16 protein-coding genes and 1 pseudogene are annotated in these 18,171 nt (G+C 58.3%); 8 read left to right on the forward strand and 9 right to left on the reverse strand.

Annotation, left to right across the window (positions count from 1 at the left end; all coding sequences use genetic code 11):
• Window positions 1-239: 239 nt before the first annotated feature.
• Window positions 240-1,766 (forward strand): fumarate hydratase, encoded by a 1,527-nt coding sequence (locus tag G5306_RS02670; protein WP_005351759.1) that lies wholly within the window; start codon window positions 240-242, stop codon window positions 1,764-1,766.
• 204 nt (window positions 1,767-1,970) lie between these two features.
• Here the strand turns inward: G5306_RS02670 and G5306_RS02675 are convergent, their stop codons facing one another.
• On the reverse strand, window positions 1,971-2,549 hold the full coding sequence (locus G5306_RS02675) for a PhnA domain-containing protein (protein WP_005333203.1): 579 nt from the start codon (window positions 2,547-2,549) through the stop codon (window positions 1,971-1,973).
• 183 nt (window positions 2,550-2,732) lie between these two features.
• Here G5306_RS02675 and G5306_RS02680 point away from each other — a divergent pair, with 183 nt between their 5' ends.
• Entirely contained in the window at window positions 2,733-3,953 is a 1,221-nt protein-coding gene (locus G5306_RS02680; RefSeq protein WP_421173221.1) for a methyltransferase, read from the forward strand.
• A 306-nt stretch (window positions 3,954-4,259) separates the two neighbouring features.
• Window positions 4,260-5,723 (forward strand): chitinase, encoded by a 1,464-nt coding sequence (locus G5306_RS02685; RefSeq protein WP_421312319.1) that lies wholly within the window; start codon window positions 4,260-4,262, stop codon window positions 5,721-5,723.
• 125 nt (window positions 5,724-5,848) lie between these two features.
• Here G5306_RS02685 and G5306_RS02690 read toward each other — a convergent pair whose 3' ends face one another.
• On the reverse strand, window positions 5,849-6,403 hold the full coding sequence (locus G5306_RS02690) for a porin family protein (RefSeq protein WP_421312321.1): 555 nt from the start codon (window positions 6,401-6,403) through the stop codon (window positions 5,849-5,851).
• 316 nt (window positions 6,404-6,719) lie between these two features.
• Here G5306_RS02690 and G5306_RS02695 point away from each other — a divergent pair, with 316 nt between their 5' ends.
• Both G5306_RS02695 and G5306_RS02700 read left to right on the forward strand, forming a co-directional pair.
• Entirely contained in the window at window positions 6,720-7,142 is a 423-nt protein-coding gene (locus G5306_RS02695; RefSeq protein WP_234922400.1) for a GFA family protein, read from the forward strand.
• Window positions 7,143-7,177: 35 nt separating this feature from the next.
• A pseudogene (locus tag G5306_RS02700) lies at window positions 7,178-7,780 on the forward strand (histidine phosphatase family protein).
• Between the two features lie 17 nt (window positions 7,781-7,797).
• On the opposite strand, the gene smrB reads toward G5306_RS02700, so the two are convergent.
• The gene (gene smrB, locus G5306_RS02705) at window positions 7,798-8,322 is read right to left on the reverse strand and encodes an endonuclease SmrB (protein ID WP_021230158.1); all 525 of its coding nucleotides are present in this window, start codon (window positions 8,320-8,322) and stop codon (window positions 7,798-7,800) included.
• Window positions 8,323-8,404: 82 nt separating this feature from the next.
• Between smrB and prmB the strand changes: the two genes are divergently transcribed.
• Window positions 8,405-9,340, forward strand: coding sequence for a 50S ribosomal protein L3 N(5)-glutamine methyltransferase (prmB, locus tag G5306_RS02710; RefSeq protein ID WP_113739592.1), 936 nt, complete (start codon window positions 8,405-8,407; stop codon window positions 9,338-9,340).
• Between the two features lie 12 nt (window positions 9,341-9,352).
• Window positions 9,353-10,441, forward strand: coding sequence for a chorismate synthase (gene aroC, locus G5306_RS02715; protein WP_201951171.1), 1,089 nt, complete (start codon window positions 9,353-9,355; stop codon window positions 10,439-10,441).
• 125 nt (window positions 10,442-10,566) lie between these two features.
• Here the strand turns inward: aroC and G5306_RS02720 are convergent, their stop codons facing one another.
• Window positions 10,567-11,376: a substrate-binding periplasmic protein gene (locus G5306_RS02720; protein WP_106843347.1), complete on the reverse strand. Its 810-nt coding sequence runs from the start codon at window positions 11,374-11,376 to the stop codon at window positions 10,567-10,569.
• 358 nt (window positions 11,377-11,734) lie between these two features.
• Between G5306_RS02720 and G5306_RS02725 the strand changes: the two genes are divergently transcribed.
• Window positions 11,735-13,135 (forward strand): DEAD/DEAH box helicase, encoded by a 1,401-nt coding sequence (locus tag G5306_RS02725; RefSeq protein ID WP_421312322.1) that lies wholly within the window; start codon window positions 11,735-11,737, stop codon window positions 13,133-13,135.
• Window positions 13,136-13,254: 119 nt separating this feature from the next.
• Here the strand turns inward: G5306_RS02725 and G5306_RS02730 are convergent, their stop codons facing one another.
• The 5 genes from G5306_RS02730 to cra all read right to left on the reverse strand — a co-directional run bounded on the left by G5306_RS02730 (window position 13,255) and on the right by cra (window position 18,169).
• Window positions 13,255-13,905 (reverse strand): hypothetical protein, encoded by a 651-nt coding sequence (locus tag G5306_RS02730; protein WP_421275334.1) that lies wholly within the window; start codon window positions 13,903-13,905, stop codon window positions 13,255-13,257.
• Between the two features lie 116 nt (window positions 13,906-14,021).
• On the reverse strand, window positions 14,022-14,408 hold the full coding sequence (locus G5306_RS02735) for an MAPEG family protein (protein WP_236294696.1): 387 nt from the start codon (window positions 14,406-14,408) through the stop codon (window positions 14,022-14,024).
• 220 nt (window positions 14,409-14,628) lie between these two features.
• Entirely contained in the window at window positions 14,629-15,186 is a 558-nt protein-coding gene (locus tag G5306_RS02740; RefSeq protein WP_005333187.1) for a hypothetical protein, read from the reverse strand.
• A gap of 254 nt (window positions 15,187-15,440) precedes the next feature.
• A complete protein-coding gene (locus G5306_RS02745; protein WP_159159013.1) occupies window positions 15,441-16,634 on the reverse strand; it encodes an aromatic amino acid transport family protein in 1,194 nt (397 codons plus the stop codon).
• A gap of 548 nt (window positions 16,635-17,182) precedes the next feature.
• A complete protein-coding gene (gene cra, locus G5306_RS02750) occupies window positions 17,183-18,169 on the reverse strand; it encodes a catabolite repressor/activator (RefSeq protein ID WP_199251945.1) in 987 nt (328 codons plus the stop codon).
• Window positions 18,170-18,171: the final 2 nt, after the last annotated feature.

Here is an 18,171-nt window from a genome sequence, read left to right on the forward strand (position 1 = left end):
TCTAGATGATGGATATGAAGTGTTGGCGTCATTTTATGTTACACAGGCAACAGTTTGGTTCCCGAACCCTAGTCGGTGCTGGTGGGCAAGCGTATCATAGGTGTCGGTGACTTAAGAAAAAACTGCCGTGTCGTTCGTTTTTTGCTGGTTGATAGTTTTTAGCCAGCACGTCAGCACGGCCCATCATATGGAAGCCCTTGCCCTGCTCTGTGGCAGAGACAAGGACCAGTGAGGATGATATGAGCATTATAAAAAAACAGGATTTCATCGATTCTATCGCAGATGCCCTCCAGTACATCTCCTATTACCACCCGTTGGATTTTGTTCAGGCTGCCAAAGCGGCGTATGACCGTGAGGCCAACCCGGCCGCCAAAGATGCACTGGCCCAGATCCTGATCAACTCCCGCATGTCCGCCGAAGGTCATCGTCCGCTCTGCCAGGACACCGGCATCGTGACCTGTTTCGTCAAGATTGGCATGCAAGTGCAGTGGGACAGCGACATGACGGTGCAGGAGATGGTGGACGAAGGGACCCGTCGTGCCTACACCAATCCTGACAACCCGCTGCGCGCCTCCGTGCTGGCCGATCCGGCTGGCAGTCGCAAAAACACCAAAGACAACGCCCCTGCCGTGGTGCATATCGACATGATCCCCGGCAACAAGGTGGAAGTGAGCATCGCGGCCAAAGGGGGCGGCTCCGAGAACAAATCCAAGATGGTGATGCTCAACCCCTCTGACGATATCGTCGAGTGGGTGCTCAAAACCGTGCCGACCATGGGAGCAGGCTGGTGCCCACCCGGCATGCTGGGCATCGGCATCGGCGGTACCGCCGAGAAAGCGGCGGTGCTGGCCAAAGAGGCCCTGATGGAGCACATCGACATTCAGGAGCTGATCGCCCGTGGCCCGCAAACCACAGAGGAGAAGCTACGGGTCGAGCTCTACGACAAGGTCAACAAGCTGGGGATCGGTGCCCAGGGGCTGGGTGGTCTCACTACCGTGCTGGATGTGAAGGTGAAATCTGCGCCGACTCACGCCGCCTCCAAGCCGGTGGTGATGATCCCCAACTGCGCCGCTACCCGTCACGTTCACTTCGAGCTGGATGGTTCAGGCCCCGCCGAGCTGACTCCGCCGAAACTGAGCGACTGGCCGGAGATTACCCGTGAAGCGGGTGGCAATGTGCGCCGCGTCAACGTCGATGGCATCACCAAGGCCGAGCTGGCCAGCTGGAAGAGCGGTGATACCGTGCTGCTGTCGGGCAAGATCCTCACCGGTCGCGACGCCGCCCACAAGCGCATCGCCGACATGCTGAAAAATGGTGAAGGGTTGCCGGAAGGGGTCGATTTCACCAACCGCTTTATCTATTACGTTGGCCCGGTCGATGCGGTGCGCGACGAAGTGGTTGGCCCGGCAGGCCCCACCACCTCCACCCGGATGGACAAGTTCACCGACATGATGCTGGGTGAAACCGGCCTTATCGGCATGATCGGCAAATCCGAGCGTGGCCCGAAAACCGTCGAGAGCATCAAGCAGCACAAGGCCGTCTATCTGATGGCGGTGGGCGGCGCAGCCTATTTGGTGGCCAAAGCAATCAAGAAGGCGCGTGTGGTGGCCTTTGCCGATCTCGGCATGGAAGCGATCTACGAGTTTGAAGTGGAAGATATGCCGGTGACCGTTGCCGTCGATTCCGAAGGCAACAATATCCACGAAACCGGCCCGGCCTACTGGTCGGCCAAGATTGCCGAGCTGGATGGCAAACTCTCCTCCTGAGTGACCGTTTCCGATGCCGGTTAACGGTATCGGCCCTGTAAAGAAGGCGCGTCCATCCGGATGCGCCTTGTTGCTTTGGCTGGCCTGTTATGGGCTCAAGTTGGCCGTTTGCGGCAAGCGGGTATAAAAAAGGATGGCGTGACGCCATCCTTTTTCCGTTGTGCTTGTGCTCTGGCAGCAGACAGCAGAGCAATCGCCCTTGGCTTAGGCCTTTTTCAGGTAGGCAGCAACCAGTACGATCTGCACGCCGTTGACCTTGCCTTCGATATGAAGCGGGTTGTTGGTCAGACGGATGCCCTTGACCAGGGTGCCGCGCTTGGCGGTGAAACCGGCGCCTTTCACGTCCAGATCCTTGATCAGGGTAACGGAGTCGCCCTCTTGCAGCACGGCGCCGTTGGAGTCAACGGTCGGTACGCTGTCGTCATCTTCGTCAGCAATACCAGCTTCAGCCCAAGCCTTGGCTTCGTCTTCCATGTACATCATGTCCAGCAGATCCTGAGCCCACACTTCACCCTTGCCGGAGAGAGCTTTCAGCTGCCGCCATGCCATCACCTGCACCGCAGGCACCTGGCTCCACATGCTGTCACTCAGGCAACGCCAGTGGTTGACCACCAGGGTATCCGGTTGTTCCAGCTGACCACGGCAGGTGTCACAGATAGCAACGCTGTGATCATCGTCGCTGGCGGGGGAGTGAGGCACCACGAAGGCGGTCAGCGCCTGCTCGGCGCTGCACAGTTCACACTTGGCGCCCGCGCGCGCTTGCAGAATGGCGTTGATGGTCATGTTGTTGGTCCCATAGCTAGTGTAAAGCGACCCGCGTTGGGCGGGGCGCGTGAAAGAGGGGGCGGAATATAGCATAAAACCCCGCACTTTGTCAGGTCTGCCCTGGCTCACAAGGTTGGCTGTGCTGTTGCGCGGCGCTGATCGTTTGGTATTGAGAGTGCAATTTGAAGCGGGATCGCTAGAATGAGCCTCCTTTTTGACTGCAAGGCAGGGGCATTCGTGCTGGCTCAACGTTTTCAACAACTGGATCGACTGCTCACCCGCTACCGGCGCTGGTGGCAATATCAGCCATATCATCATTTGACCATGGCCTTTGCCGATGAGGTGCCCGAACTGGCGACGTTGCTCAATGGGCTGACGCTGACCCAGTTGGCGGAGTTCGATGCGGATATGGATGCCCTCAGCAGTCTGCTTGCCCCCTGGATTGCCGAGGGAGCCGAGCTGCAGCAACTCAGCCAGCTTGCCCCGTTTACCCCTGAGCCCATCACCTGCAGCAAGGAGATGGCGCTGCATATGCCGGGGCGCAAGCAGGCCCAGATCGAGTCGTTCACCGCCTGTCTGCCTGCCCATCAGGGCCCCTATCTGGAGTGGTGTGCTGGCAAGGGGCATCTTGGGCGGCTGGTGTCACTTCATCGACAGGCTCCTATCCTCAGTCTGGAGTTGCAAGGGCAGCTTTGTGACGAAGGTCGGCTGCTGGCCGAGCGGGATGGCGCGAATATGACCTTTACCTGCGCCGATGCTTTTGCCCCCGAGTCGGCGGCGCTGATCGCCCCCGAACATCACGCTATGGCACTCCATGCCTGCGGCGAGCTGCACACCCATCTGCTGGAGCGGGTGGCCGAACGCAGTGCCCGCGGCGTGACTATCTCTCCCTGTTGTTACCACCTGATCCGCAGCAGCCACTATCGCCCGCTGTCGGCCGCGGCCAACTCCAGCGAGCTGGTGTTGAGCAAGGCGGATCTCAAGTTGCCGCTACAGGAGACGGTCACCGGCGGTGCGCGGATAGCCCGCTTGCGTGAGCAGGAAGTGGTGTGGCGTCTCGGGTTTGACTGCCTGCAGCGTCAGGTGCGTGGCATAGATGAGTATCTGCCGGTGCCCAATATGCAAAAGAGCCTGCTGACCGGCACCTTCGAGGCATTCTGCGTTTGGGCTGCTGAACGCAAAGGGATTGTGCTGCCCGCCGGGCTCGACTATTCCGCCTGGCTGGAACACGGGGAGCGCCGCTTTGGCGATGTCGCCCGCATGGAGCTGGTGCGTCATTTGTTTCGCCGTCCCCTCGAGATCTGGCTGGCGCTGGATCGCGCGCTCTTTTTACAAGAGCAGGGTTATCGGGTCGAAGTGGGGGAGTTCTGTGCCAAACCCATGACCCCGCGCAATATATTGATCCGTGCCGTGCGCGCCTGACACCGAGCTCTTTGTGAGCGTTATTTGAACATTGTTGATGGCTGACGGGTGAAGCGGGTCAGCCATTTTTTTTGCCACGAATAATAAATTGGTGACAGATCATCTGATCGTCTTTCGCCTCCCCATACGGGTGACAAAACAGGCCAAAATGGTCATCGTTTGAGTTCTTTTATGTCGTTTTAGCTGCGTTGAGTAGCACAAGGTGAAATGGTTCACAAATTACGCGCATTTCTTAATTTTCATCGTGAATTTAGTTGTTGGAACACCTACTCTTGGAGCGCATTAATTCAAACAAGGACGATAAACATGTTCAAACCCAAGCGTTGTGCCTGGCTGATCGCTGCCGCTTGCACATTGCCAAGCTATGCCGCAATGAGTGCAGCCATGAATATTCAACCCGATCCGCAAAATGCGGGAGGATATGTGATTGCGGCCCCGGATCTGGCCGCGGTGGAAAAGGCCAAGACGGCCAACCCCATGTATACAATATGGGCCAAGGCACTGGCCACCCGGTCAAATAAAATAGTCGATGCCATTGAACCGGGTCTGGCAAGCAATCCTGACAACGTAAAACGGGTTGAACGGGTATTTCCCCAATCTGAATGGGAATATTTAACCCAGATGGCCGCGCCGGAATATACCTATGTCCGCTTCTTGCGAGCCATCGGTAAATTTCCTGCGTTCTGCGGCGAATATACCGACGGGCGCGATTCTGATGCGATCTGTAAAAAATCCATTGTGACGGCCTTTGCCCACTTCTCTCAGGAGACCGGCGGCCATATTGCCAAGGAGAACGTCTCCGATAACCCGCTGGGGCTGGAGGAGTGGCAACAGGCGCTGGTGCATGTGCGGGAGATGGGCTGGTCAGAGGGACAGACCGGTTATACCACCGGCTGTGGCCAGAACGACTGGCAGAACAAGAAGTGGCCCTGCAGTACCGGACAAGGTTACTTTGGCCGCGGCGCCAAGCAGCTTTCTTACCACTTCAACTACGGGGCCTTCTCCGAGGCGATGTTTGATGGCGATGCCTCAGTGCTGCTCAACAACCCGGGGCTGGTGGCGGACTCCTGGCTCAACCTCGCTTCTGCCATCTGGTTCTTCCTCACCCCGCAGGCCCCGAAACCGGCCATGCTGCACGTGATTGATCGCACCTGGGTACCCTCCAAACGGGAAGCTGACGCCGGTATCGGCTATGGCTTCGGTACCACCATCAACGTCATCAACGGCGGTATCGAGTGTGGTGAACAGAACAAGGACAAAGGGCAGCCGGTCAATCGCATCCGCTACTGGGAAGGGCTGGCCAACCACTACCAGATCCCGGTCAAGGCGGATGAGAAGAACACCTGCTGGCAGCAGACTCCCTATGGCAGCCTCAATCTCAACGGCGCTACCGACGTGCTCTACACCAACTGGGATGGCAACTGGAAGTACTATCCTGATCGCCCGGGCGGTTACTCCTTCGAGTGTGAGCTGGTGGGCTTCCAGACCGCTTATTCTGCGCTGGTGCCGGGTGATTACGAGAAGTGCGTGACCAACTTCTACGGTTCCCACGCCAACTGGCCGAAAGTGCGGATCGTCGCCAAGCTCGATCCTGCCCCGGTCGATCCGGTTGACCCGCCCATTGATGGCCAGCCTGCCTGGGAGGCCAGCAAGGTCTATACCGCGGGCAACAAGGTGAGCTACAAGGGCGCCGTCTATCAGGCCAAATGGTGGACGCAAGGGGATGATCCCGCCAAAGGTGGCCCCTGGGCTGTGGTGGTGACCAAATAAGGTTGCCGTTGGGATCATGGTCAATCACCATGATCTATCGGTAGTGGAAACAAGCAGGCAGCAGGGAGGAGATATCTCCCTGCTTTTTACCCGTTATCGGCCTGTTGTCGCCCCATCAGGCGGGATCAGAAACGGTAGTTGAGACCGACACTGACCCCTTTGACATCGAGTCGAGGCATGGGGATATATTGGTACTCCGCATTGAGTCCGATACCCGAATCAAAGCGATATTGCCAACCCGCAGCGCCATAAAAACCGACCCCGGAGTTGCTCTGATCTTCTTTGTTGATGGTGTATTCGACTCTGTGGGCGTTGGCACCCAGTTTGGCATAAAAGCTGTTGCCGGAAGAGACCGGGAATTGTGCATACAAGGCAGAGCGGATCCCTTTGTAATGGATATCTTTTACGTCATTGAGGGTTGCATCGAAGAGGGCGCTGACTACGCCACCGGTACCAAACAATATTCCTGAATCGATACCGATATAATTGTTGAACATATAACGGTAATAGAGATCGGCAGTCATATTGTCACCGCCATCGGCCTGATCCCCATTTTGTGCTTTGAATGACTGGGTGCCATAGCCAAGGGTGGCGCCGACGATATGGGGAGAGGGGGTTGCTATCGCCACGGAAGAGAAGATCGCCGTGGCAACCACCAGGGGAGTGAATAACTTCATCATGCAGGTTCCAATTAAATAGCGTGGAATATGGCTGCGACGAACAGATTTATATGGGCTCGGGTGAGCTTGTCTTATATTCGCAGGCCAGTAGTGAGTGGCAATATCTCATATTGTCAGCGGGATGAATAATCAGAGCCCCCATAACCGTTATGATGGGAGGTGAGAGTGGTTATCTTCTGTCTGAACAATGGTGAACTGTGTCAATACTATCTGAAACGGGTGCTGATAAATCGCAAATTTCATTGGTTTTCTGCACTAATCAACTTAGTGTAACGGGATGTTAGGCTGGCAATATATGCCTTCAAACGTGGACTGGATGGTAAACAAGATGGTGATTTCTCGTAACGGGATATTAGAGGGGGGTTGCCATTGTGGTGCAATCCGCTACAAGGTGCTAGCTGCTCCCTTTGCTACCGATTTTTGCCACTGCCGGGATTGTCAGCGCACGACCGGCGCTCCGGTCGGCGCCTGGATGGATTTTCGGGTGAAACAGGTGCAATGGCTATGCGGCGTATTGACTGAGTACGCCTCGTCGGAGGCGATTCGACGCGGCTTTTGTGCAACCTGTGGCGCCACCCTCAGCTATCGCAGCATTCAATACCCCGAGTACCTGACGCTGGCTATTGTCTCACTTGATAACCCCGAAACGGTCGCACCAACCTATCACATCCATACCGTCAGCCAGCTCTCCTGGTTGCCGATCCAGGACGATCATCCCCGTTATCCGAAAGGGAAGTAGTTTTGTGATATTCCACGTAGAAAGAGGAGTACACCATGGAGCTGATAGTGATCCGCCATGGAGAGACCCAAGCCAACGCCGAGGGGCGTTATCAAGGGGCGTTGGATATCGGGCTTAACTAAGATGGCGCGCGGCATATATGCTGGCTGGCCGATGATATAGCGACCACACTGGCCCCTTTCGATCGGTTGCTGGCGTCGCCCCTGCTGCGAACAAGAGAGAGCGCCGCGATCTTCTCACGTCAGTTGGGCTTGCCTGTGAAACTTGCTCCGGACTTTCGTGAACGGCATGTCGGCCTGTTCGAGGGGCTGACGCAGGCAGAGGCCAAGGCGCGTTATCCCGAGTTGTGGGGGCGCAACATCACCCGGCGCTGGGCGGAGGCTCCGCTTGGCGGTGAGACGCTGGATGAGGTGATTGCCCGAGTCTCGCAGGGACTAACGGCACTGGCCTCGACCATGCAGGGGGAGCGGGTATTGCTGGTGGCGCACGGTGTGGTCGCCAAGGTGATCCGCGCCCTAACGACCGCCGGATTTGATGACTTCTTCGCGTGGCAGTTGCCCAACGGCGGCATGCTGGTGGTCAATCTTGACTCCTCTATATCACCATTGCGATTCAATCGACCGGTTGGGCAGAGTTAGTTTGTGCGCTGCTTTTTCTACTCTTCGATATCCAGCAACACCAGAATGGCGCTGTCGCCACCCCATTCGCGGGGGGCCTGATGGAAGGCGCGCACATTGGGGTGCTGGGCCAGCCAGCTGGGAATGCGCTGCTTGAGAATATGTTTGCCGATGCCGTGCATCACCGAGGCGACGTGAATGTTCTCTTTCTGGCAGAGGGTGAGCAGGGCGGCCAGCTCCTGTTTTGCCTGCTGCTGGTTCATGCCGTGCAGATCCAGGTAGATCTCCGGCGGATAAATGCCCCGCTTGAGCTTTTTCAGCTCAAATTTTGACACATCTTCCCGCACGTAACGGGTCGGCCCATCATCGTCGAGATGGGGTTGATACTCATCGCTGAAATAGTGGTCAACCCCAAGCTTTTCGCGGGTTTCGCGCATTTCGCGTTTCTGCTTGACCGGGCGTAACTCGGCCCTTATGGTATCTTGCTTGATTTTCCGGGTACCTTTTATCGCATCGCGGAACAGCAGGGTTTCCTCGTCTGTCGGTGAGGGCGTTTTTTTCATCAGATGCTCATGTATTAGGTATGCGTCTTGCCCGCAACGTAAACGGGGCTCGGGCCGGATATTACTCGACTTGGAGGTGGATTTGGACAAGATATTTATCGATGAGGTGGTTGCCGAGATGCACACCATCCAGGACATGTTGCGTTGGGCCATGAGTCGTTTCAACGACGCCGGGATTTTTTACGGTCATGGAACCGACAACGCCTGGGATGAAGCTGTGCAGCTGGTACTGCCCGCGTTACATCTGCCACCGGATGTAGACCCGGCGATGCGCCACTCCCGTCTGACCAGCAGCGAGCGTCACCGCATCGCCGAGCTGATTATCCGCCGCGTACAGGAGCGGGTACCGGCCGCCTATCTTACCAACAAGGCCTGGTATGCCGGTTGGGAGTTCTACGTGGACGAGCGGGTGCTCATTCCCCGTTCCCCCATTGCCGAGATGGTGGCCAACCGTTTCGCACCCTTCCTCAAACATGAACCGACCCGGATCATGGACTTGTGCACTGGCTCCGGTTGTATCGCCATCATCATGGCCCACGAGTTCCCGGAAGCGGAAGTGGATGCCATCGACATCAGCATTGATGCACTGAACGTGGCCGAGCGCAACATCAACGATCACGGGCTGGAGCAGCAGGTCATTCCGATCCGCTCCGATCTGTTCCGCGATCTGCCCGCGGGTGACAAGTACGATCTCATCGTCTCCAATCCGCCCTATGTGGATTCCGAAGATATGTCGGATCTGCCGGAAGAGTTCCGTCACGAGCCAGAGCTGGCGCTGGCGTCCGGTTCCGATGGCCTCAAGCTGACCAAGCGTCTGCTGGCTCATGCGGCAGATTTCCTCAAGGATAACGGCGTGCTGGTGGTCGAAGTGGGCAACAGCATGATCCATCTGGAAGCCCAGTTCCCCGAGATCCCCTTTACCTGGGTTGAATTCGAAAACGGCGGGCACGGCGTCTTTGTGATGACCCGTGACGAGCTGGTGCAGTATCAGGATCATTTCGCCATCTACAAGAACTAAGCAGGAGCGCGCATGGCAGGGAACAGTTTTGGTCAACTCTTTCGGGTCACCACCTTTGGCGAGAGCCACGGCCTGGCGCTGGGCGCCGTGGTCGATGGTTGCCCGCCAGGGCTGGAGATAAGCGAAGCAGATCTGCAGGGAGATCTGGATCGGCGCAAGCCGGGCACCTCTCGCTACACCACGCCGCGCCGCGAGCCGGATGAGGTGAAGATCCTCTCCGGGGTGTTTGAGGGCAAGACCACCGGCACTTCCATCGGGCTCTTGATCGAGAACACCGATCAGCGTTCCAAGGACTACTCCGATATCAAGGATCTGTTCCGGCCGGGTCACGCTGACTACACCTACCACCAAAAGTATGGTCAGCGCGACTATCGTGGCGGTGGTCGCTCTTCTGCCCGCGAGACCGCGATGCGGGTGGCGGCGGGTGCCATTGCCAAGAAGTACCTGAAACAGGTGCACGGCATCGAGATCACCGGTTTCCTCTCCCAGCTCGGCCCCATCAAGGCCGAGGCGTTTGACGCGGCGCAGATTGAGCAGAACCCCTTCTTCTTCCCCGATGCGGGCAAGCTGGAAGCGCTCGATCAATATATGCGCGACCTGAAAAAAGAGGGCAACAGTATCGGTGCCAAGGTGCAGGTCATTGCGCGCAATGTGCCGGTGGGCCTGGGTGAGCCGGTATTTGATCGTCTCGACGCCGACATTGCCCATGCCATGATGGGCATCAATGCGGTGAAAGGGGTGGAGATCGGTGATGGCTTTGCGGTGGTGGAGCAAAAAGGCTCCGAGCATCGCGACGAGATGACCCCGGCGGGCTTTGCCAGCAACCATGCGGGTGGCATTCTGGGCGGCATCTCGTCGGGTCAGGATATTGTGGTGAGCATGGCGCTCAAACCGACTTCCAGCATCACTGTGCCGGGCAAGACCATCAATACCGAAGGTGAGGCAATCGAGATGATCACCAAGGGGCGTCACGATCCCTGTGTCGGCATTCGCGCCGTGCCCATCGCCGAAGCCATGCTGGCGCTGGTGTTGATGGATCACCTGCTGCGCCATCGTGCCCAGAATCAGGGGGTGTTGACCCATACCCCACAGCTGCGTTGATCGCTCTTGCTGCACATCGACTGATCGCACCCTGTTCAGGGTGCTGGTTCGTCAACCAAATCAAAGGCGACCTTCGGGTCGCCTTTGTTCTTATGCTCTGCGGTACTTCTATCACTCGTCGGTTATCAAGAGTGATCAGCGTCCTGCGGATCGGCATCGAGACGGCAGTTGGGGGGAGAGAACTTCCCATGGTGTTTGGGCATAGCGTGAATGGCCTCGTTGACCTTGAGGAGCTGCTCTTCGCTCATGCTGTTTTTGGCAAACATCAGGCTGACCGGCTGATGGTGCAGCAACAGCTGACAACTGATAAACCCCTCGGCGCCCAATTGGGAGAGCCGATAGCGTGCATATTGCCACTCCATAATGATGCCATCGAGACGGCGGGCCAGCAGCAGTTCGATTAGTCGATCATCGGCATTGTACTCGGTCGCCCCCTTGAGGGCAGGACACTCGTCCATTTGATGAATGGGGCGAGTACCGCGCAGTTTGCCAATTTTGAGATCCTTGTTGTGGCACAGTTTGGACAAGGTATCGAGCTTTCCCCAGCGATCCTGATGGCCTGGAATCGGGTTATTACTCAACAGCACATAGGCGCTCTGGCGATAGGGTGCAGAGAAGCGGGCATACTTCTGCCGCTCCGGTAGTGGTAGTGCGGCCATCGCCACATCCAGCTGATCGTGCTCCACCAGATGGAGTGCCCGCGCCCAGGGGATCTCACGAAATTTGGGGGCAAAGCCCGCCTGGGTGAGGATCTGGCGAGTCAGGCTGACATCCAGCCCGTCCAGCTCACCCCTGTTGTTGATTTGACTGAAGGGGGGCCAGTGGCTCCAGGCCACGGTCAGGGTCTGACTGGCCTGCAGGGAAGGGGTCAGCAAAAGCAGCAGCAGGCAGAGCTTGGCCTGCCAGTTGCCGTGGGGACGATATTGCGTGCTCATAGCTTAACCTCGTTATTCTGCTTTTTGTTCTCTGCTATCCCGTGCGCCTGCGACCCGCGCATCACGATGGCGGGACAGGTAATAAGTTGTCAGTTAATAGTGTGGTGCGTGCTTCACTGGTCAACGGGATTATTCGGTGGAGAGCAGAGGGCTTTTCTGTGCGTGCTGGGAGGAGCATCACATTTTTCTCGTTTATCCGGCACAACTCCGTTAGACTGCGCCCCTATTCTTTCCCCTTTGCTCTGCTCCCCGGGGAAATCGTTGTGTTCTCAACAGGCCCGGATCTGGCGAGATGGCATCGGCTCAGCAGAGGAGCCCCATCACGGATCCCCGGCGCCCCTATCCCTAGCAGGTAACTATGAGTTTTACTTCCCTCGGTCTGGCCGAACCCTTGTTGCGTGCCGTTGCCGAGCAAGGCTACGACACCCCGTCTCCCATTCAGCAACAAGCGATCCCGGCGGTACTGGCTGGCCGTGATCTGATGGCGGCAGCCCAGACCGGGACCGGCAAGACCGCAGGTTTTACCCTGCCGATGCTGCAGCGTCTGACTGAAAGCAAGCGCAAGGTCTCCCCGAATCGCATCCGTGCCCTGGTGCTGACCCCGACCCGCGAGCTGGCCGCCCAGGTGGGCGAGAGCGTGCGCAACTACGGCAAGCACCTGCCGATCCGCAGCCACGTGGTATTTGGCGGCGTGAGCATCAACCCGCAGATGATGGCGACCCGCCGTGGTCTGGACGTGCTGGTGGCCTGCCCGGGCCGCCTGATGGATCTCTACAACCAGAACGCCGTCAAGTTTGACGAAGTGGAAATTCTGGTGCTGGACGAAGCGGACCGCATGCTCGACATGGGCTTTATCCGCGACATCCGCCGCATCCTGGCTCTGTTGCCGAAAAAGCGTCAGAACCTGCTCTTCTCCGCCACTTTCGCCGACGAAATTCGTGAGCTGGCCACTGGCCTCCTGGACAACCCGGCGGTGATCGAAGTGACCCCGCGCAACAGCACCGCCGAGCGCATCGAGCAGCTGGTGCATCCGTGCGACAAGGCCAACAAGATTGCCCTTCTGAGCCACCTCATCTCCAGCAACAACTGGCAGCAGGTGCTGGTGTTTACCCGCACCAAGCACATCGCCAACCGGGTTGCCGAGAAGCTTGAGAAAGACGGTATCAGCGCCGCCGCCATCCACGGCAACAAGAGCCAGGGGGCCCGTACTCGCGCCTTGTCCGGCTTCAAGGATGGCAGCGTGCGCGTCATGGTGGCGACCGACATCGCCGCCCGTGGTTTGGACATCGACAAACTGCCGCAAGTGGTCAACTTCGAGTTGCCCAACGTGGCGGAAGATTACGTGCACCGCATCGGTCGTACCGGTCGTGCCGGTGCTGCCGGTCACGCCATCTCCCTGGTTGCGGCCGATGAAGGGAAGCTGATCAAGGCCATCGAGCGTCTGACCAAGCAGAACATCCCGTGCGAGCAGGTGGCCGGTTTTGAAGCCTCCCGCGAGACCCTCGACAACATCGCCCGTGGTATCGGCGCGCCGCTGCGCAAAGAGCCCCGTGATCCGAGCGAGCAGCGCCGTGCGCCGCGTCCGCAAGGTCAGGGCCAGCGTCAGGGGGCCGGTCGTTCCGCCTCCAATGGCAATGCGGGTGGTGCGCGTACCGGTAACGGTGGCAAGCCCAAGCCGCAAGGTGGTCAGCGTCCGGCTGATGGTGCCGGCAAACCGGCTCAGGCCCGTCGTCCACGTCGCTCTACCCACAACCAGTAATCGGCTTGGGAGCTTGACTCCCCAGCTATGCGGTTGACTGAAAAAGCCCTGCCAATCTGACAGGGCTTTTTGTTTTTTCAGCCATGTAATCGGCACTGTGTGGTGCTGCGAGAAGCGCGTTAGATGGCGGAGAGGTACTGCTTTTGCATCGCCAGCCAGCGGCCGTTATTGATAAACGCCAGCTGTACCTTGAGCAAGGCCGCAATTTCCGCGCGGTGCTTTTTATCGAGGTAGAGAAAGACCTGCTCTTTGGTGATCTTCTGCCAGGGGGACGCCAGTGCAGGTTGAGAGGCGGGGCGCATCTTGATGAGCCAGTCCACTTTGCCTCGATGCAGTTGGGCAAGCCCCTGCTTCTCATCGTTCAACCAGATGACCTGATAGTTGCCGAGGAAGCGTTCGCACCACTGGATGCCACGCAGGCAGCCAATCACGGTACCCTTGGCAGGGGGCCAGCTCGGGTTATCCCTTGGCTGACCATAAATCGCCGCCTCCGAGATGGGGGCACCGATCTGCAGCAAGTGGGGATAGGTCTGATCAAAGCCCTTGATCCGGGCCATATCGCCATCGACGGCATGGTCTGCCTCAATCAACTTTTCACAGCGGGCATAGGTGCAGGGGATCAACTGAAAGTCGATGCCGGCCCGGCCAAACCAGTCATGAATAAAAGGGCGCAATATCGCAGTGTGTTCGACCGCTGCCGCCAGCTTTAGCGGGGTTGCGTGGGCAACGGGAGTCAGCCCGACAAGCAGTAACCAGACAATCCACTTCATATCGTACTCCTGAATCGGGCTTGTTTAAGCAGCACTGTTGCGACTATCTGTGCAGTGAAGAATAGCCGATGGGGATGGCTGCCAGACCGCTTCGCCAGCTATTCGTGACGGCCGGGTCAGGGGAGCAGCGCCGTGATCAGGATATGGGCCGCGCTCACCAGGATCACTGTGAAGGTCAGCCCCATTCCCGCCACCCGATAACGGAAGTTCTCCGGCGTGCGGCTCATGCCAAAGGCGTGGCAGAGACGGCCAAGCAAGAGGGCGCTCCCCAGCAGATGGATAAGCCAGGGGGCATGGCTGCCGGTTTCGACGAAATAGATCAGCAGCAGGGCGAGGGGAACATACTCGGCAAAGTTGGCATGCACCCGCATGGCGCGCAACATGGCGGGGTCATCCCCATGCCCCAGCGCCACCTTGCGGCTATGGCGGGTGCGAATGGTTCGAATGCTCAGCAACACAAACAGCAGGGCGAGCAGGGCCGCGTAAACAGGCAGTATGGTCATGGTATCTGGCTCCTTGTGTGATGATAACGAGTGGCTGGTGTTCCGAGACGCGATATTGCTCGGCATCTCAATGGCTTGCCTTGAGGGTAGCAGCAAACTGCCTTAGCACGACTGTCATCCACTCACTCGCCATCGGCCCAGCGCAGGCGCAAAACAAACAGCCCTGCCGAAGTGGCAGGGCTGTTTTTTGACCGTGTTGATGGTGGGCAGAGCCCCGCCATTACCCCTCGTAAGGGAGGGAGGAGTGGTGCAGCACGATGCGCACCTTGCCATCATCTCCCTTCTTGAAACCCCAGGTCTTGTCGACAGTGGTCTCCTTGTTGTCGCGATCCACCAGATGTACCTTGCCCATGGTCAGCGCCATGTCGCCGTTGATATAGACGGCGGCGTTGTCATAGCGATAGCTCTGCCAGTTTTTCAGGGCAAAGCCGCTATCGGCCGGATAGGCGCTGTTGTTGCCGACAAAGTAGGCTAGCGCCCCCTCGCGGTTGGTGCGAAAGGTCTGCTCGCCACCGGCAAGGGTGGGTTTGAACAGCACCGGCCCCTGCTGGTAGCCATAAGCGCTGTCGAGCACCGACTCGGCAGTCGCCTTGGCGCGCTCAATCCCACCGGCGCGATAGTCATCGCTGATCTTGATGAGCGCCGCGCCCCAACCATCCTGCGCGGCCTTGATCTCTGCCTCGGTAATATTGTTGTTGGCGATTTCGGCTGCGCTGAGTGCGCCGCTGGCGGCAAGCAGGACGAGGGCAAGGGTACTCTTCTTGAGGTGCAACATCATTGTTTTCAAACTCCTGAACGCGATAAACGAGCGGGCAGTGTAGCGAAGGGGCATGAACGGTTTTTGAACTGATTATTCAGGGTTGGGTAGTAAAAAGGTCGGTATATAGCTGAAGGTTTGGGTGTTTGTTTGGTAAGGGGCGCTCTCTTAATTAATGGCGGATGCCTGTATCCAACTTGATTTCTTTTCCAACAAAAAAGCCCCGCCAAGTTAATTGGCGGGGCTTTGCTATTTGGGGCATTCAGTATCGGGGATTACAGCGCTGGCAGCATTCCGAGGCTGACGCTGATCTGTACGCCGACAATCAGTAAGCCCATGGCGGCGGCCACTCCCAGCGCCACCACGCCACCCGGCGCGCGGTAGTGGTGGGCGGGGGCTTGCTTGCGGCTCTGCCACACCAGCGCCACCGGCAGCAGTACCGCGAGGATCGCCAGCGCAATGGCAGCGTAGCCGAGGGCCATGATAAAACCCTGCGGGAAGTAGAGGGCAAACAGCAATGGCGGCACAAAGGTGATAAGGCCGGTCTGGGTGCGGCCCTGCCAGTTGTCCTTGCGGCGGGTTACCTTGGCCATAAAGTCGAACAGCCCCAGCGTCACCCCGAGGAAAGAGGTGGCGAGCGCCAGATCGGCAAACAGGTGCATCGCCTGATTAAACGCAGGCCAGCTCACCAGCTTGCCGACGTTGGCCAGCAGGCTGTCCAGCGCACCACCGGTTTGCAGCAGGGCTTGCTGGCCGAGCAGACCGAGGATTGCTACCTGCCACAGCACGTAGAGGATCAGCGGCAGGGCTGAGCCCCAGACAAAGACCCGGCGCAACTGCTTGGGGCAGTCACCGAGGTAGAGCATCACGCTCGGAATGGAGCCGTGAAAGCCGAACGAGGTGAAGATGACCGGCAGGCCCGCCAGCAACAGGCCCTGACCCAGCGGCATCGAGAGCAGATGCTGCCCTTCAGTGCGGGGCAGCAGCAACGCCAGCACCACCACCATGATCACCAGTTTGACGGTGAACATCAGCCGGTTGAGGTAATCCACCGAGCGGGTGCCGACACAGACCATGCCGCCAAACAGCAGAGTAAAGGCCCAGGCGGCCTGCTCCTGGCTCAGGGTCATGCCGGCATCGATCAGCGCCTGTGCCAGCAGGCTGCTGCCGCCGCTGATGTAGGCGGAGGCCAGTGAGTAGAACAGCATCAGGATACAGAAGGAGGCGATGCGCTTGCCCCAGGGGCCGAGCAGATGATCCGCCAGCTGGTGCAGGTACCACTTGCCGGTGTTGAGGCTTGCCTCTACTTGCAGCATGGCGGTGAAGGCCATCAGAGCCCAGAGGCCGACCATCAACATCAGGGTGGCGGGGCCGCCGAGGGAGGAGGAGGCCAGCGGCAGGGCCAGCATGCCGGCGCCTATAGTGGTGCCGGCAATCAACAGGGTACAACCCAGAGTTTTGGTATTCATGTTATCCATCCGAACGTAGCGGTGTCAGTGCAAACAGGCGATGTCAGCAGTGACGTCAACAAGAGGGGGCCGATTGGCGTTATCAGAAGGTGCCTCCGGTAATAGGGCCGGAGGCTAGCAATATCGGAACGGGAACATCTGTACCTAAAACCTGTCAGTTGTAAAAGAAGGTTGCCACGTTAGCGGATCAAAATAGCGGAAACAACCCCTTTTATACGGATCTTGTGCTGGCTTGTGCCAACAAGTGGAAATAAATGATGACAGCGGTAGCTGATTGCAGAAAAAAGCACCGAAAAAATGATTGGCAGGGGCTCATTGATACAGGTCAGCCAAGTGGTTGCAGCACGGATGGGGGAGTGCCTTGTCGTGGCGTTGGCGTTTAGTTGCGGGGTGAAAGGAGTGTGGAGGCCCAGCCAGACGGTAGAGAAAGCAAAACGGGCGGGTAGGGTTGTGGGGGAAAACAATAAGGCTGCCAATCCTGGCAGCCTTATTATCATCTGTTCGTTTTACCCACCCATTGACAGCAAATCGGGTCTGCTTCGAGCAGGTTAGCGGCGGCGCTTGAGGGTGCGGCTCACATAGTGCAGCCCGCTCTGGTATTCGCCGTTCACCGCCTTGAGCGCCAGATCCAGCGCCTGGCTCGCCAGCGCGTCGTGCTGCTGGGGCAGGGAGTTGATGCCAAAAGGGAGGAAGTCGAGCAGGCGATCGTCCCCGAAGGTGGCCATGGCGAGCTGGCTCATATCGATCTCTTGCTCCAACAGGTAGTCGAGTACTCCCTCCATCAGGATATAGGAAGTAGTGATCAGCGCTTCGGGCAACTGGCCCAGCTGCTGGTGCAGGTCTTTGATCAGGCGATACCCCTCAAGGCGGGAGAAGTGATCTCCCTCGCACAGGTGGCGAGCCGCGCTGTGACTGGCGACCGCCTGCTCGAAACCGGCTTTTCGCTCCTTGCTGATCGTGAGTGCTGGCAGCGCGGTGATCAAGGCGATATGGCGTAAGTTCGGGGTGAGCAGGGAGCTGGTGAGATCAAAGCTCGCTTTCTCGTTTTCACTGGCGACGGTGACGAACTTGTCGGCGGCCATCGCCCGGTCGATGGCGAGGATCTGGCTGCCTTGCGCCTGCAATTTGCCGTAGAAGGGGTCGTCCGGCGGCAGGCAACTGGCCACCAGCAGGGCGTCCACATGGCGGCTCACCAGCATCTGGGCCAGCTCTTTTTCTGTGGCGGGCTCATCTTCCGAGCAGACGATGAGCAGCTGATAGCCCTGCGCCCGGCCCCCCTGTTCCAGCCGTTTGGCCAGTTTGGCGTAACTGGCGTTCTCAAGGTCGGGCAGGATAAAGCCCAGAGTCTTGGTCTGGCCGCCACGCAGGGAGGCGGCGCGGCTGTCCGGCTGATAGTTATGGGCGGTGACAACGGCCATCACCTTGTCGCGGGTGGCCTGACTGATGCGGTATTGGTCGGCCTTGCCATTGATCACATAGCTTGCCGTGGTGCGCGAGACACCGGCGAGGGCGGCGATTTCATCCAGTTTCATCATAT

Origin of the sequence: Aeromonas sp. 603404 (assembly GCF_049171775.1) — a bacterium.
GTDB lineage: Bacteria > Pseudomonadota > Gammaproteobacteria > Enterobacterales > Aeromonadaceae > Aeromonas > Aeromonas veronii_A.